This is a genomic window from Rhizobium johnstonii 3841 (assembly GCF_000009265.1).
GTDB lineage: Bacteria > Pseudomonadota > Alphaproteobacteria > Rhizobiales > Rhizobiaceae > Rhizobium > Rhizobium acaciae.
This window is the reverse complement of record NC_008379.1, coordinates 178,353-193,809: the sequence shown is the minus strand read 5'-3', so window position 1 is coordinate 193,809 and position 15,457 is coordinate 178,353. Positions and strand designations below refer to the sequence as shown.

Here is a 15,457-nt window from a genome sequence, read left to right as displayed (position 1 = left end):
TCCTTATTTTGCAAGATAATCATGGACCACTTCGCCGAGGCCCAGCGTCAGGTCCGAGAGAATATGGACGGCGGATTTGACCTCAAGCACCGGCAGGTCGGCGACCGGCGCCAGCGCGTGCGGAAACAGCGCCAGGGCGCCCGGTCCTTCCCACGCGCCCTTCACCGTCAGATCCTCCAGATAGTAGCGCACCAGTTCGCAGATGCGCGGTGTGCAATCGACATGTGGAATAATCTTCAGCATGAAATTCGGCTGCTTCAGGCTTTCGAGGATTTTCGCCTCGTCGAGTGACCGATGCTTGAAGCCCATCGTTGCGGTGGCGACGCGCTGACCGCCATAGTCGAGCGTGCCGACCAGCGCATCCTTGACGGATGTCAGCGATGGCTCGGCCAGTTTCTTCGGAAAGCCCCAGATTTCGCGTCCGCCGGCGATCGGCGCGTCGTCGTTGAGATACATGGAATGCACGTAACCGCCATGTACCCCTTGATAGGTCACCGGGATGACCTGGCCGGATTCGGTATAGTCGCCAAAGCCGGTCGAGTCCGGCATGCGGATGAATTCGTATTTCACCAGCGGCTCATCGAACTGCAGCGGTTCTGGCACGACCCGGCGCAGGGCCTCCGGATCGGTGCGATAGGTGATGATCATATATTCGCGATTGACGAACCGGTAAGGCCCTGGCGGGTAGGATGGACTGGTAAGCGGCATGGCAAAGGCATTGCGAACGACATCTTCAATTTTCATGGCTTTTTCCCACGCAGGCGTTGCTCGGCAAGGTCGAAAATCCGTATCCCATTGGTCGGACGCGTTCGGTTGAGCCAATCTGGATGGTTCAGCGTCTCGACCACATCGTCATGGCCGGCCTTCCAGTGTTCCTCCACGGATAGCCGCGAAAACTCATAGTCCTTAGATCCGGTTTCATAGGCGGCATGCCGATAGATCAGGTGCACCATGGTCACGGCGCAATCATTGCCGATCTTTTCAAGGAGCCTCGCATCGGGATCGTCCTTCAGCTCAGGCGGCAGCTTTTCAGTCAGCCTCTTGGCCGCCATGCGCACCGACTGAAGCTTGCGGAACTGGTCGGTGTTGAGCCGCGTGCGGCTGGAAAAGCGGATTTCCTTCTCGCGGGCATCGACGTCAAAGACATCCTTCGGCAGCACGCCCTTGGCGCTGAACAAATCGACCTGGAAGATGCAGAGATCTGTCTCCAACTCGCTACCACCGAGAATGCGCTGCAGCGGCGTGTTGGAAACGATACCTCCATCCCAATAATAGCGGCCGTCGATCTCGACGGGCGCAAAACCCGGCGGCAACGCCCCGGAGGCGGCCACGTGTTTGGGCGAAAAAGTACAATCGAGGTTGTCGAAATAATTGAAGTTGCCGCTAACAACATCGACAGCGCCGAGGCTGAGACGGATGGCACCGGAATTGATCAGGTCGAAATCGACGAGACCGGCGAGGGTCTCCTGCAACGGCGCGGTGTCGTAAAGGCTGATCGCGGCCATCGGATCGCCCGGGATGTTCCATGGCGCAAAGACGCGCGGCGTGAAAAAGCCGGGAACGCCGGTCAAAGACCCCAGAAAAGCGGAGGATTCGTTGAACCATTTGCGCATCGCATTGCCATTGCCGAGAAAATGGCCGGGCAGTCCGGACGAGACCCGATGCCAGAAGGTCCTTAGGTTATCGACACGCTGATCGACGGGGCTTCCGGCAATGATGGCTGAGTTGATCGAACCGATAGATATCCCGGCCAGCCAGTCGGGGCGGATGCCAGCTTCATGCAAAGCTTCGTAAGCGCCGGCCTGGTAGGCCCCCAGAGCACCACCGCCCTGAAACACCAGCACGGTTTTCTCTGTCGGAATAGTACTCACGGGACGCTTTTCCTCAAATGCTGCAGCTGCTAACAAATAACACGGAGAAGGCCATCGAGCTGCACGGGGCAGATTAAGTTTCAGTAATGCAGGAAGGCTTCTGGGTAATCATATACTACGTCATTTCAGAGGCTTGCTAGTCAAAGCGGCGCATTCTTCGCAACCATTGAGGCCTTTAGTTAGTCCTGCCGAGGGCATCTTTGCAATGCAACAAAATGTGACAACGCTGGCCATGCAGCTATGTAGACTGCGAATTCACCCACGCCAGGCCAATCCTTCATTTCAGGCTTGCTACTCCGTTCGACCAGCGTCGTCAGCTGGTTCAATCAATGAAGTCTCGCTTCGAGACAGGAGCACTCTTGTGTTCCATAATATCCGTTACGCCGCAAATTTTGATTGTAGCCGCAAAGTTGAAGTGTCCTGTTTCTGCAAAGTTGGAATGTCACACTCCCCGGGTTTGATGACGGTGGAGATTGCGGATGGGACTGATAGCGATGAGCGAGCGTGATCTGCAGCGGATCGAGATTCTATCGAAAGTGATCGCCGGCCGGATGACGATGGTGTCGGCGGCACATGCGCTTGATCTGAGTACGCGCCAGGTGCGTCGTCTGCTGGAGCGGATCAACACGGGTGGTGCGGCGTCGATCCGGCACAAAGCGATCGGCCGGCCGTCGAACAACCGCATCAGTGACGGTGTTCGAGATTACGCGGTGACGCTGGTTGGCGAACGCTATGCGGACTTCGGGCCGACATTGGCGGCCGAGAAGCTTGCCGAGCGCGATGGATTGCGGGTGTCGCGCGAGACGTTGCGCAGCTGGATGGTGGATGCGGGCCTGTGGCTGTCGCGCAAGCAGCGGCGGACGTTTCATCAGCCCCGCTTGCGGCGTGAAGCCTATGGCGAGCTGGTGCAGATCGACGGGTCCGAGCATCGCTGGTTCGAAGATCTTGGGCCGGCCTGCTCGCTGCTGGTGTTCGTCGATGATGCGACGGGCAGGTTGATGCAGTTGCGCTTTGTCCGTTCGGAAAGCGCCTTCAGCTATTTCGACGCACTGGAGCTTTATCTGAGGAATCACGGGGCGCCGATCGCCTTTTATTCCGATAAGCACTCGGTGTTCCGGGTGACGAGGAAGGATGCCAAGGGTGGCCAGGGCATGACCCAGTTCGGGCGGGCGCTTTCAGAGTTAAACATCGAGATTCTCTGCGCAAACTCAAGCCAGGCCAAGGGCCGCGTCGAGCGGATGAACCGGACGCTGCAGGATCGGCTGGTCAAGGAATTGCGGCTGGCCGATATCTGCGACATGGAGGCAGGCAATGCGTTCCTGCCTGACTTCATAGAGCATTACAATGCGCGGTTTGCGCTCGCTCCTGCCCGATCCGGTGACCTGCACCGGCCGATGAATCTCGCCCCAGATCGGTTGAAGGAGATCCTGTGCAAGCGTGAGCAGCGCTATGTCGGGGCGCAGCTGACGTTTTCGTTTGAACGCAAGCGGATCATGCTCGAGGAGAACGAGGTGACGCGTGGATTGGCTGGCCGCTATGTCGAGACCTATACCTATGCGGACGGCCGGCTCGATGTGCGGTGGAAGGGATACTCCCTGCCCTACAAGGTGTTCGACAAGGACCAGCGGGTGACGCATGCGGCGATCATCGAGAACAAGCGACTCGGAGACGTGCTGGCCTATATCAAGGAGCGCCAGGAGCAGCAGTCGCAGCCTGATGTAAAGACCAACAGCGAGAAGAACGGCTATGTGCGACGTGCTCGCGGTCCGGGACGGCGGAATGATTTCATGAACGATCCCGCCGTCATTGCCCGACGGCGACAAGCGCTCTCTGACCTCGATGCGGCGGAATGACTGGCTGCTCCAACTGTCAAAGCTAAAGCCGAAGGGGAGCATCTCACCCGCCCCCGCTCCTCCCTTGCAACCCGGCCCAGCCGGTCGGATTGGGGGGCTGATCCGAGGAACAAGTGTCGCGTTTCTAATTGGCTGGAACCGTCGCGGCTCTAACCAGCTTTGACACTTTGATGTAGCGGGTGGGTTCAAGGATGAAGTGCGACTTGCAATAGATAACAACGGTTTATCCCTGCAAGGAACGAGATATGACGCGCACCTACTCCCAGATCGATATGGAGGAACGCCGCAAGATTGCCCGCTGGCACACGGCTGGGATCAGCGTCGAGATGATCGCCGAGAAGCTGCACCGGCATCGCTCAACCATTTTCCGTGAGCTGCGCCGCAATACGTTCGAGGATCGTGAGATGCCGGACCTCAACGGTTACTACTGCGTGATGGCCAATGACATGGCGCGAGAACGGCGTGCCAAGCTGCGCAAACTTGCCCGGTTCTCGCAGCTGCGCCAATCGGTGATCGAGCGGATCATGCATGGCTGGTCGCCACAACAGATCGCTGGCCGATTGCAGCTTGAGCGCCATCCGATCTCGGTCAGCCATGAGACGATCTATAAGTTCGCCTATTCCTCGGACGGTCACGCCATCAAACTGTGGCGACACCTGCCGGAGCATCGTGCCAGACGCCGGCCGCGGCACGCCAGACGCCGCCATGGCAGGCGGTTCACCCCGCATGTCAACATTCTCTACCGGCCAGACGCCGTCGCCGAGCGCAAACAGTTCGGGCATTGGGAATGCGATCTCATCCAGTTTCGCAAGAAGTTCGGCAAGGCCAACGTGACGTCGCTGGTCGAACGGGTCAGCCGATTTGCCGTCTTGCTGCGCAACAATGACCAGCAATCGAGGCCGGTGATGGACGGCCTGATCCAGGTGCTGCAATCCCTGCCCCACCTCGCCCGTCGCTCGATCACCTTCGATCGTGGCACGGAGTTCACCGACTGGCCTTACCTGCACGCCAGCATCGGAGCGCAGACCTGGTTCTGCGATCCGCAATCGCCGTGGCAGAAGGGCACCGTCGAGAACACCAATAGACGGGCCAGGAAATGGCTTTCGAGAGAGGTCGATCCACTGTCTCTCAGCGACCGCGATCTCACCGAGATCTGCAACCGCCTGAACGCAACGCCACGCAAATGCCTCGGCTACAAAACACCGGCAGAAGTCTTCCGCCAGAAACTCCTCGCGCAAATCAGGCGTACCGGTTAGCCTCTCAAAGCCCGCAGGTCGCGGTTCAGCATGAACTCACCGGTCGACGGTCGGATGACGCTGGTCTCGACAATATCGGCAGCCGGCGTCGCAGACCCGACAGTCCGCCACCTGCCGATGTTAGATGATCATCGTGTCGAACGGGCGTGACTGCGATTGTCAACAGAGGCCGATCATCATGACTAGCGTGCGTCTCCCGGGTAACGTTCTCGTCGCCGTCATGATCGCCTGCGTCGCCACGTGTTACGGCTTCGGCCTCAGCCTGTTTCCCCAGATCATCCCCGACATGCGGAAAGATCTTGCCTTCGACTATGCGTTCGTCGGCACTGTCACCGGCTTGGTCCAGTTCTCCACGGTGGCATTCGCGGTGCTCGCTACCTGGCTCGTCCATCGCATCGGTGCCGCACGGACGGTGGTGGCGTCCGTGTCGCTCTGTGGGCTTTGCCTGTCGGGCATCCCCATCATCGACAATCTCTATGTTGTTGCCGGTCTGCTGATGGTTGCCGGCGCGACGGGCGCATCGACCTTCGTGCCGATGATTAACCTCGCCTCGCGGGTGGTGAGAGCAGAACAACGCGGCTTTGCCATGAGCCTGATCTCCAGCGCCCCGGCCTTTGGCGTCCTCATCAACAGCGCACTCGTGGCGGCATACGCCGGAAGCGGTCACTGGCAGATGGTCTGGTACCTCACAGGCGCGGCCACGATCACACTGGCCATCGTCACCCACATCCTCTTCGGGCGGGCCGGCCTCTTCGATAGCGGGACAAGTCACGAAACGCTCGCGTCAACTGCCGGCGGTTCAGCAAACCTGCGCTCCATCATGCCATGGGTGGTGCTGATCTTCGCGCTTGGCTTCATCAACGGCCTGATGCCCTATCCCTATCTCACCTACCTGTCGCCCTTCCTGCGCGAGGAACTCGGCTATTCCGTCGGCTTTGCCTCGTGGCTCTGGGCAACGATCGGGGCGGTGGGGATCGGCGCAGGCTTCGCCATCGGCACAATATCGTCGCGCCTCGGAGCGCGCTGTGCCATGCTCGCCTGTTACTCAAGCTTCCTCGCCGCCGGCGCCCTCGTCGTCCTTGATCCCTCGATGGAGTTCTCTATCCTGTCAGGCATCTTCTTTTCGCTGGGTTTTTATCCGATCTATGGCCTGCTGCCGGCCTACGTCTCACATCGCGCCACGCCACGCCTCGCGGTGACCGTCTTAGGCATCTGCACCGTATTCCAAGGCATCGGCGGCACTACAGGGAACTTCTTTGGCGGCGTGATCAAGACATCGACGGAGAGTTTCAGCGGCATCTATCTCGCCGTTGCAGTTACGGCCGCCGTCGCGGCGGCGATGACGATTTTGCTGCCGAAGGATCAGAGGGCGCAGGCCGGTTAGCGTCTGTCGTTGCTGCCTTTGCCCGGCGCAACGGCTATTATATGTTGGCATCCTCGCCGCACGCGCCGGCTGTTTTTTGCCGGTCAGGCCTTTTCGAAGAGCGGCGAGATCACCATTTCCGGCACCAGCACCAGGCCCTTGTCGGTTATCCGGATTTCCGGGATGACTGATAGCGGGATAAGGTTGAAGCCCATATAGGCGATGGTGCAGCCTGCCTTTTCCCATTCGAGCTTCAAGGCCTTTACCTCGTCGGCGACCTGGTGCACGCGCTTGTCGGACAAAAGCCCGGCGATCGGCAGCGGCACCATGGCCGTCACCTTGCCGTCCATGACGACACAGACGCCACCCTGCTTTTCCTCGATCGCGTCGAGCGCCACCTGCATGTCCGCGGCATTGGTGCCGGCGACGATGATGTTGTGGCTGTCGTGGCCGACCGAGGATGCGACAGCGCCCTGTCTGAGCCCGAAGCCGTTGAGCAGTCCGTGGGCGACATTGCCGGCAGACTTGCCGTGACGCTCCACCACCGTCACGAAGCAGAGGTCGTGCTTGTCGAAATGGGCCTGCCAGTCATTGGCCGGTTCTAGCGTGACGGTGACATGGCCGAGGGTAATGCCAGGCAGCTCCGTCTTGATCGTATGAGCGACGACCGTCTCCGTCGGCAGGTCCGGTGTCAGCTTGAGATTTTTTGGCAGTTTGACCGTGTGGTAGGCGGCATCCGGATAGCGATACGGTTTCGACAAGGCTTCGTCGAGGATCGGCGTGATCTTCTTACTGTCGACGACGAGCTTGCCGCCATACCAGGTGCTAACAGGCGTAAGGTCGTCGCTGAGAAGCACAAGGTCGGCGCGGCGCCCGCCGCCCAGACCTCCGATTTCGCCTTCCATGCCGAACCGCGTCGCGCCGTGCAGCGAACCCATCGCCCAGGCCTCTTCCGGCCTCATGCCGTATTTCACTGCTTCGCGCGTTACCCAGTCCAGGCCGAAGGCAAGCAGATCTTCGGCATCACGGTCGTCGGTGCAGACGGCCACGCGCTTGTGGGAAGCGCCGAGCTCGGTGATCGTCTTGATCGCCTGCGGCAGCGAATGCCAGGGTGTTGTCGGCGGGCCGCCGCGCAGGAAGATCCACACGCCGGCTTCCAGCAGGTCGTCGGCAATGCCGCGGTCGATGGCTTCATGCGTGTCGGTAACGCCGGATGCGGCATAGGCGGCAACGAACTCTCGTCCGTAGACATGGCCCGATACCGGCCTGCCGCGCCCGAGCGCTGCAGCCAGGATCGCATGGCTGCGCTCGTCGCCCATCGCAACGGGGACAAAATCCATCTTCTCACCGAGAGCCACGGCTTCCGGCCACTTGTCGAACAGGGCAGCGATCTTGTCCGGCGTCAGGTCGCCGCCGGCCGTTTCCAGATCCGGCGTCGTCGCCGGCACGGTGCTCGGCACGGTCAGGAAGATCGACAGCGGCGCCTGCCGTGCGTCCTCGAGCATGGCCTCGACGCCGGCGACGTCCATGACGTTGCCGATCTCGTGGCTGTCGCAGAAGATCGTCGTCGTGCCGTTGAGGAGCGCCGCTTCGGCATAGGCGCAGGCCGTCACCATCGAGGATTCGATATGGATATGCGGATCGACCAGACCGGGCGCGATGATGCCGCCCCTGGCGTCGTAGAGCTTGGCGCTCCCGCCTCTGTAGCTGCCGGCCGGCTTCACGGCTGCGATGCGGCCCCCCGAAATCCAGACTTCGCGTCCGTCGAGAAAGCGCTCCGAATAGGTGGACAAGACGCGTGCGCCCTGGATGACCAGGTCTGGTTCGCGACGAGCGGAGGCGACATCCGCAAGACGGCGGGTCATGGTCGAGAGCGGCTGAACGGAGAAGCGGGTAAGCGTGCTCATGAAAACCTCATTTCCAGGGGCTCGGGGGAGAACAGGCAAGATTGCAGGGAACGCCGTCGGCGGAAGGAAGCACCAATAGTTCTTGTCTCTGGCGCAGGCTCCGGCCTACTGAACGGGGCAACAGGCAGGGATGCCCTACCGCTCAGGGCAACCGAGCAAGACTGACAAGCTTCTGGTGAGGACGCAAGGCTGGCGGATCGCCTCCATCGAACCGGACCAGCGTACTCGCGGCATGGTGCTCAACGACTCGGTCGATACCGTCGAAGATTGGCACAGGCATGGATTTGGTACTTCGGTGCTGCTGTCGCGCTGATGTCTCGATCGATCTCAGGCGTCAGCCCGTCTTCCGGCGACGGCAGAACGAAGAAACGAAAAAGGCTGCCACCCGGAGCCGGATAAAACGGCACGGCGCCGGTCGCATCGAAGCTATGCCAGACCTCCCTGCCCTGTCCTGGCGCGAGTTCGACCTCCTGCTGGCTCCGCAGCCCCGAGCGACCGGCATCGCTCATTCCGGCTTCGAGAAATCTTGTCTTGAACGTCATCCGGTTTCTCTCACGGCTTCGTTCAGCCGGCGGAAAAGCACCTGTCGGCGATATCCCGGCCGATCGGGATCGACGATGTGGCTGCCGGCGACGGCGCATTGCAGACGTGCAGCATGCGACCCGTTTTTAGGAACAGGAAATCATGCTCCAGGCGCCCGTCCCGCATGACCGCCTGGGCCCGGATGCCCGCTTCCATCGGCTGAAGGTCTTCGAGTGTCAGCGATGGGCAGTATTTGCGGCACGCTTCCAGATAGTTTTTCCGCCACAGCGAGTCCCTGAATTCGTTCACGGCGCCCCCTGCGTTCTTCCAGAGAAGCCGCCATAGGCCCGGAAACGAGAGACACTCGCTGAGATCCCGGATGTTTATGCTGAATTTCGGATACCCCTCGCGGGCCATTCCCAGAATCGCATTAGGTCCGACGGTAAGGCTGCCGTCGATCATCTTGGTGACATGCATGCCAAGGAATGGAAGCGACGGATCGGGCACCGGATAGATCAGGTGCCTGACCAGTCCATTCCGCGACGGCGGCGGACGGAAATATTCGCCCCTGAACGGTATGATCTGATGATCGATCTTGAGGCCAGCAAGTTTGGCGATGCGGTCGGACTGCAGCCCGGCGCAGGCGATGAGCTGTCTGGCCCGCCATTGGCGATCACCCGCTGCAATCTCCACGAGATCCAAGGTTTCGCGGATCGCGGAAACCTGCGTATTCAATTCGATTTCCACGCCCTGAGCGGCCAGATGAGCGCCCATGGCGACGCACACAGCCTTGTAGTCGACGATACCCGTCGCCCGAACGAAAATTGCCGCGACGCCTTCGACCATGGGCTCCCGATGTTTCAACGAATTCCGATCGAGCCATTCGATATCGATGTTGTTGATCTTTGCCCGTTCGGCCAGGTCCTTCAGGCGGCGGTGTTCGAGCTCGTTGGTGGCAACCACCAGTTTTCCGCATTGTTCATAGGGTACAGCCTTCTCCCCGCAGAACGCCTTGATGGCATCGGCCCCCTCCCGACAAAGGCGCGCTTTCAAGCTGCCTGGCGCATAGTAGATTCCCGCGTGGATGACGCCGCTGTTGTGCCCTGTCTGGTGGACGGCCAAGCCAGGCTCCTTTTCAAGGAGAACGACACTTGCACCGGGGCGCTTTTCCAGAACGGCCATGGCGGTGGCAAGACCAACTATACCGCCGCCTATGATGCAGACGTCGTGAATCATTGCGACACTCATTCCCAATTGATCGAAGTTAACGCTGAGCGAAAGCTTGGCGTGTGCGGCGATTCGTTGATAGTGCGAGCCCCTGAAAGCCCGGCAAATCCGACTTCACGAACATGCGGGCGGGCCGGGCCGCAGCCATGGGACGCGAAATAATTGCCTTGAATCTCACTCGGGATCTCGTTCGGGGCAAACTAATCGTCACGACCTACGGTTCGCGTATTGCGTTGTCGAGGCCACGCAGCAGCGGATACAGGAAATAGGAGATCACCGTACGGTTGCCGACTTTGATTTCCGTGGACACGGTCATGCCGGGAAGCAGCCGCACCGGCATGCCTGCGGCATTCAGCCGGGTATCGGCAAGCAGGATCCGCGCCCTGAAGAAGGGGGCGGCCGGCTGGCTCGGGGTCTCAGTCTGCTCCTGCTGGCCGGTGAGGAAGGTGTCCTGACTGATGGTTCTCACCTCGCCCGAGGCGGTGCCGTATTTCTGGAAGGGATAGGCGTCGAGCTTGATGCGGGCTTCCTTGCCGACGGCCACGCGGCCGATGTCGCGGGTGTTGATCGAGACTTCGGCTTCGAGCGGCACGTTGATCGGCACCAGCGTCACGACCGGTTCCGCCTCGCGCACCACTGAACCGACCGAGCGCTGGGCGAGATCGAGCACGACGGCATCGGCGGGTGCGGTCAGCGCGACCATGTTGCGGCGCAGTTCCATCTTTTTCAGCTCCTCGTCAGCCATGTCGCGCTGGCCGCGCAATTCCACCAATTGCTCCATTGCGGCGCGGCGGAAATCCTCGATGAAGGCCTGGCGGTCGGCTCGGAGCTTGGCATAGGCGTGGGCGGCCTCGTCGGCCCGGCCGCGGACGGCGGTCAGGTCGGACTCGACGTCGAGGCGGGCGTCACGCGAGCCGAGCAGCGTGATCAGCGAGCCGCTCTGCTTGTCATAGAGCCGCTCCCGCGCTGCCTCGATCTGCGAGAGCCCATCGCGCCTGTCGTTGAGCACGGCCTCCTGGTTCCTGCTCGCCGCAAGAGCGGCCGACTGGCCGGCGATCTGCTGCTCGAAATTCTGCAGCTGCGCCATGTAGAAGGCCTGTCGTTGACCGAAGAGCTGCGCCTGCAGCATCTGGTCGGGCGTCTCTCCCGCCATCTTCGTGTAGTCGTTGCCGGCAAGCTCGGCCTCGATGCGCCTCACCTGGGCGTCGAGGGCGGAGAACTTCGCCTGCTGCTGGTCGACATCGGCCTGGCTGAACGTGGCGTCGAGGGTCGCGAGCGTCTGCCCGGCATGCACCACTTCGCCGGCCTTCACCTCGATCGTGCGGATGATCGAAGTTTCGAGCGGCTGAACAACGATGGTCGGCTGGGTGGTGACGAGCTTGCCCGGCGCAATCACCACCTCATCAATCGACGAGACCGAGGCCCAGATGATCGCCGAAACAATCAGCGCCGTCACGCAGTAGAGCGTCATGCGCGCAACTCTGGGCGGCGCGCGTTCCTCGAGCTCGACGGCGTCGGACTGGAATTCGGCAATTGCCGGCGGCAACGGCGGGCGGGCGACAAGCTCCCTCCCCTTCCCCGAGGGCCCCTTGCCTGAAGGGCCTTTGCCCGAAGGGACCGGCAGGTTTTCGCTGGGTTTTCTGGTGTGCGCGTTCATGCGACCTGCCTCATCTGCTGGGACCACAGGTGACGATAGGTCATGCAGCGCGATACAAGCTGATCGTGCCGGCCAATATCGGCCACCTTGCCACGCTCGATGACGAGAATGGCATCGGCATCGACGAGCGTCGAAAGTCGGTGCGAGACGATGATGACGGTGCGGCCGGCGGCGATGCGGCTCAGATTCTCGCGGATGATCGCCTCACTGTCGGGGTCGAGCGCACTCGTCGCCTCGTCGAAGATCAACAGCTTCGGATCGGTGATCAGCGCGCGGGCAATGGCAAGCCGCTGCTTCTGGCCGCCTGACAGGTTGGAGGCGTTTTCCTCCAGCATCGTGTCAAAGCCGCGCGGCAGGCGCTCGATGAACTCCTCGGCGCCGGCAATGCGGGCGACTTCCATGATTTCCTCGATGCTGGCATCGGGCTTGGCGGCGGCAATATTCTCGCGCACCGAGCCGCGAAACAGGAAACTATCCTGCAGCACGACGCCGATGCTCGTTCTCAGATGCACGAGGTCGATCTCGCGGCTGTCATAGCCATCCATGCGCACGAGGCCTTCCTGGCTCTGATAGAGCCCCTGGATGAGCCTTGTGATCGTCGTCTTGCCCGAGCCGCTCTTGCCGACCACGCCGAAGAGGCAACCCGCCGGAATGGCGAAGGAGACATTGTCGAGCGCCGGCGCGCTATCCGGGCCGTAACGGAAGCTGACCCTGTCGAATTCGATGCGGCCCTGCAGATGCGGCCGAACACCTCGCCCGCGGCCCGCCTGCTCCGGCCGCTGGTTCATGATCTCGCCGAGCATGCGCACGGAGAGCGCGACTTCCTGATATTCGTGCACCATGGTGACGATCTGCACCAGTGGTCCCGAGACCCGGCCGGCGAGCATGTTGAAGGCGACCAGCGCGCCGATCGTCATCGCACCGCTGAAGACATCGAGCGCGCCGAGGCCGATGATCGCGACGCTCATCAGCTTCTCCAGCAGTCCGGTCATCGCCTGGGCGATGGTCGAGATCTTGTCGACCCGGAAACGCACGGAGATCGCCTGGGCCGAATAATCGTCCCACACCTTGCGCTGGCGCGGCTCCAACGCCAGCGATTTGACGGTGCGCATGCCGTGCACGGTTTCCACCAGCAGTGCCTGCCGGTCGCCTTCGGCCTGGTAGAGCGCCTGCAACCGGCGCTGGAACGGTCCGACGAGCATCATCACCACGAGCCCGACGAGGGCGGCGAAACCGAGCACGACAAGCGTCAGCTTGACGCTGTAGAGAAGCAGGATCGGCACGAAGACCAGGAGCGAAACGCCGTCCAGGAGCGTGAGAAACAGCCTGCCGGTCAGGAATTCGCGGATGCGCCCGGTCTGCTGCATGTGCTTGACGAGAACGCCGGCCGAGGCCTGTTCGAAGAGCGCGATCGGCAGGTTGAGCAGATGGCCGAAGGTGCGGGTCGCGACGCGGATGTCGATCCTGTTCGTCGCATAGAGCAGCAGATAGCGGCGCAGGAAGGTGAAGGTCGCGTCGAAGACGAGCGCGATCGCGATGCCCGCCGTCAGAACCGTCAGCGTCGCATAGCTCTGATGCACCAGCACCTTGTCGATGACGAGCTGAAAGAAGATCGGCGTCGTCAGCCCCAGCCCGTAGAGCACGAAGGCGGCGAGCGCGACGTCGCGGAAGAAGCTGCGCTGCTTGATGATCTCGGGGACAAACCAGCGGAAGCCGAAGGGCCGGTCCTCATCGGACATGCGATAGTTGCGCTTCAGCAGGATCACCGATCCGAGCCAGGCCTTGGCGAACTGCTCTTCGCTGAGCATCATCACCTCGGCACGTGATGCCAGCGGGTCGAGAACGTGGATTCTCTCATCCTCCCCGCTCCCGACAGCGCCGGCGATGACCACCCAGTTGCCGTTCGTCAGCTCGGCGAGCACCGGGAAGGCCTCGCCGAGTTGGAACAGGGATCGCCAGTCGAGCGTCAGATGTCTTGCCCTGAGGCCGGCATCCTTGGCCATGCGCAGCAGCTGCCGCATGGCAACGGGATCGTTGCCGACGGCATAATCGTGCTGCAGTCGTTCAGGAGCAAGATCGACGCCGTGATGACGCGCGACCAGTGCAAGACAGTGCAGGTTGGTATGCAGAAAACCACTCATGGCCCACCCGAAACAATACGAGACCGAGGCAATATTTGTTTTATCAGTTGAAGTTCGGCGAGGCGTTCGAAGCGCCGGCCTGCACCGTCTGGATATCGGCGGCAGCCGCGGCTGGCATATCGCCGATGCGACGGACCGCACCCGCCTCGACTAAACCGCCAAGCGCCTTCTGCATGAGATCGACCGCATTGGCGAAGGCATCGACCGGCATGATGATGCGCTGGCGGAAGACCGGCTTCGGATTGTTGTTGGCGTCACGATCGGTGGCCGAGAGCGACATCAGGTCGATGCGTACGATCGTTCCCGTGATGGTGATCTCGCCGATGCCATCTGCATAAAGTTCGTTGCTCATTGTTCTCTCCTCTGGTTGATAATCAAAACCTGTTCACCTTTGAGTCGACACATCGGATTATCCGAAAACCGCTTCACACTTTTCGGTCCGATGCGTGAGTATCATGCCGCCATGCCGGAAACGGATCGCGAAAGCCGATGGCGGTCTGCGGATCGAAACCCGTCTCCTCCCCGGCCAGGCAATCGTCGAGCGCGGCGCGGATCGCCGCCTCGTCGAAGCCGGAGCCGATGAAGACCAGTTCCTGGCGACGGTCGCCCCAGACATCGTCCCAATGCCGGTCAAGCAACTGGCGGAATTGCGGATGGCGCGGCCAGTGCGCCCGCGGCACCGAGGCCCACCAGAACCCCCTGCTCTCGATGCGGCTTTGCGTGCCGGCAATCGACAGCAGGCCGATCTCGTCCGGCCGGGTCGCCAGCCAGAAATGCCCTTTCGCCCTGATGATGCCGGGCAATGGCTGTTCGATGACGCGGCTCAGCCGCGCGGGATCGAAAGGCCGGCGGCTGCGATAGACGAAGCTCGCAATGCCGTATTCCTCGGTCTCCGGCACGTGGTCGCCCCAGCCGTAAAGCTCCTTGTGCCAGAACGGATGGCGGGCGGCCTTCGCCTCGCTGAAGAGCCCGGTATCCATGATCGCGCCAAGCGGCACCTGGCCGAAAGCCGCCTCGATGATGCGGGCATCCGGATTGAGCGCCGCGACGATCCGGCGAACCTCCGAGAGCATCACAGGCGGCACATCGCCTGCCTTGTTGATGATGACGACGTCGGAAAATTCGATCTGCTCGACGAGGAGGTCGACGAGCTTGCGCTCATCGTCCCCGTCACGCCTTTCGCCGCGATCGGCAAGGAATTCGGCGCTCTGGTAATCGGCGAGAAGATTGACCGCATCGACGACGGAAACCATCGTGTCGAGCCGCGCGACATCGCAGAGGGCTGCCCCGCTCTCGTCGCGAAAGGAGAAGGTGGCTGCGACCGGCAGCGGCTCGGCAATGCCGGTGCCCTCGATCAGCAAATAGTCGAAACGGTCGGCGCTAGCGAGCCGGCGGACCTCGCTCAGGAGATCGTCGCGCAGAGTGCAACAGATGCATCCATTGGTGAGCTCTACCAGCGTCTCGTCCGTGCGCAAGAGGTCTGCACCGCCCTCGCGCACGAGATCCGCATCGATGTTGACCTCGCTCATATCGTTGACGATGACAGCAACCCGGCGACCCTCACGATTGCTCAGGACATGATTGAGGACAGTCGTCTTGCCGGCGCCGAGAAACCCGGCGAGAACCGTTACCGGCAATCTGTTGTCTGCACCCATCATCG

Annotated in this window: 12 protein-coding genes; 3 read left to right on the top strand and 9 right to left on the bottom strand. The window is 61.4% G+C overall.

What is annotated here, in order from left to right; all coding sequences use genetic code 11:
* Nucleotides 1–3: 3 nt before the first annotated feature.
* On the bottom strand, nt 4–744 hold the full coding sequence (locus tag RL_RS26710) for an acetoacetate decarboxylase (RefSeq protein ID WP_011649696.1): 741 nt from the start codon (nt 742–744) through the stop codon (nt 4–6).
* Nucleotides 741–1,871, bottom strand: a complete 1,131-nt coding sequence (locus RL_RS26705; RefSeq protein ID WP_011649695.1) for a DUF3734 domain-containing protein — start codon at nt 1,869–1,871, stop codon at nt 741–743. Before RL_RS26705 ends, RL_RS26710 begins: the two co-directional genes overlap by 4 nt.
* A 479-nt stretch (nt 1,872–2,350) precedes the next feature.
* On the opposite strand from RL_RS26705, the gene RL_RS26700 reads away from it, so the two are divergent.
* From RL_RS26700 to RL_RS26690, 3 genes are all read left to right on the top strand, one after another.
* A complete protein-coding gene (locus RL_RS26700) occupies nt 2,351–3,724 on the top strand; it encodes an ISNCY family transposase (RefSeq protein ID WP_041936770.1) in 1,374 nt (457 codons plus the stop codon).
* A gap of 245 nt (nt 3,725–3,969) precedes the next feature.
* Nucleotides 3,970–4,980 carry an IS30 family transposase gene (locus tag RL_RS26695; RefSeq protein WP_011649693.1) on the top strand — a complete coding sequence of 337 codons (1,011 nt, stop codon included), beginning with the start codon at nt 3,970–3,972 and terminating at the stop codon, nt 4,978–4,980.
* Between the two features lie 178 nt (nt 4,981–5,158).
* Nucleotides 5,159–6,364, top strand: coding sequence for an MFS transporter (locus RL_RS26690; RefSeq protein WP_011649692.1), 1,206 nt, complete (start codon nt 5,159–5,161; stop codon nt 6,362–6,364).
* A gap of 83 nt (nt 6,365–6,447) precedes the next feature.
* Here the strand turns inward: RL_RS26690 and RL_RS26685 are convergent, their stop codons facing one another.
* The 7 genes from RL_RS26685 to RL_RS26655 all read right to left on the bottom strand — a co-directional run bounded on the left by RL_RS26685 (nt 6,448) and on the right by RL_RS26655 (nt 15,455).
* Nucleotides 6,448–8,250: an adenine deaminase gene (locus RL_RS26685; RefSeq protein ID WP_011649691.1), complete on the bottom strand. Its 1,803-nt coding sequence runs from the start codon at nt 8,248–8,250 to the stop codon at nt 6,448–6,450.
* A gap of 239 nt (nt 8,251–8,489) precedes the next feature.
* The gene (locus tag RL_RS26680) at nt 8,490–8,792 is read right to left on the bottom strand and encodes a hypothetical protein (RefSeq protein ID WP_011649689.1); all 303 of its coding nucleotides are present in this window, start codon (nt 8,790–8,792) and stop codon (nt 8,490–8,492) included.
* A gap of 22 nt (nt 8,793–8,814) precedes the next feature.
* Nucleotides 8,815–10,020 carry an L-2-hydroxyglutarate oxidase gene (gene lhgO, locus RL_RS26675; protein WP_011649688.1) on the bottom strand — a complete coding sequence of 402 codons (1,206 nt, stop codon included), beginning with the start codon at nt 10,018–10,020 and terminating at the stop codon, nt 8,815–8,817.
* Between the two features lie 193 nt (nt 10,021–10,213).
* The gene (locus RL_RS26670) at nt 10,214–11,656 is read right to left on the bottom strand and encodes an HlyD family type I secretion periplasmic adaptor subunit (protein WP_011649687.1); all 1,443 of its coding nucleotides are present in this window, start codon (nt 11,654–11,656) and stop codon (nt 10,214–10,216) included.
* Nucleotides 11,653–13,797 (bottom strand): peptidase domain-containing ABC transporter, encoded by a 2,145-nt coding sequence (locus tag RL_RS26665; RefSeq protein ID WP_011649686.1) that lies wholly within the window; start codon nt 13,795–13,797, stop codon nt 11,653–11,655. The genes RL_RS26670 and RL_RS26665 overlap by 4 nt, the downstream gene beginning before the upstream one ends.
* 43 nt (nt 13,798–13,840) lie before the next feature.
* Nucleotides 13,841–14,149 (bottom strand): hypothetical protein, encoded by a 309-nt coding sequence (locus RL_RS26660; protein ID WP_003549393.1) that lies wholly within the window; start codon nt 14,147–14,149, stop codon nt 13,841–13,843.
* Between the two features lie 73 nt (nt 14,150–14,222).
* Nucleotides 14,223–15,455, bottom strand: a complete 1,233-nt coding sequence (locus RL_RS26655) for a GTP-binding protein (RefSeq protein WP_028744222.1) — start codon at nt 15,453–15,455, stop codon at nt 14,223–14,225.
* Between the last annotated feature and the right edge of the window lie 2 nt (nt 15,456–15,457).

Coding starts and splice junctions, on each gene's coding strand:
- RL_RS26670 (WP_011649687.1), bottom strand. CDS start 11,656: ATGAACGCGCACACCAGAAAACCCAGCGAAAACCTGCCGGTCCCTTCG.
- RL_RS26665 (WP_011649686.1), bottom strand. CDS start 13,797: ATGAGTGGTTTTCTGCATACCAACCTGCACTGTCTTGCACTGGTCGCG.
- RL_RS26710 (WP_011649696.1), bottom strand. CDS start 744: ATGAAAATTGAAGATGTCGTTCGCAATGCCTTTGCCATGCCGCTTACC.
- RL_RS26660 (WP_003549393.1), bottom strand. CDS start 14,149: ATGAGCAACGAACTTTATGCAGATGGCATCGGCGAGATCACCATCACG.
- RL_RS26690 (WP_011649692.1), top strand. CDS start 5,159: ATGACTAGCGTGCGTCTCCCGGGTAACGTTCTCGTCGCCGTCATGATC.
- RL_RS26700 (WP_041936770.1), top strand. CDS start 2,351: ATGGGACTGATAGCGATGAGCGAGCGTGATCTGCAGCGGATCGAGATT.
- RL_RS26655 (WP_028744222.1), bottom strand. CDS start 15,455: ATGATGGGTGCAGACAACAGATTGCCGGTAACGGTTCTCGCCGGGTTT.
- RL_RS26685 (WP_011649691.1), bottom strand. CDS start 8,250: ATGAGCACGCTTACCCGCTTCTCCGTTCAGCCGCTCTCGACCATGACC.
- RL_RS26695 (WP_011649693.1), top strand. CDS start 3,970: ATGACGCGCACCTACTCCCAGATCGATATGGAGGAACGCCGCAAGATT.
- RL_RS26680 (WP_011649689.1), bottom strand. CDS start 8,792: ATGACGTTCAAGACAAGATTTCTCGAAGCCGGAATGAGCGATGCCGGT.
- lhgO (WP_011649688.1), bottom strand. CDS start 10,020: ATGAGTGTCGCAATGATTCACGACGTCTGCATCATAGGCGGCGGTATA.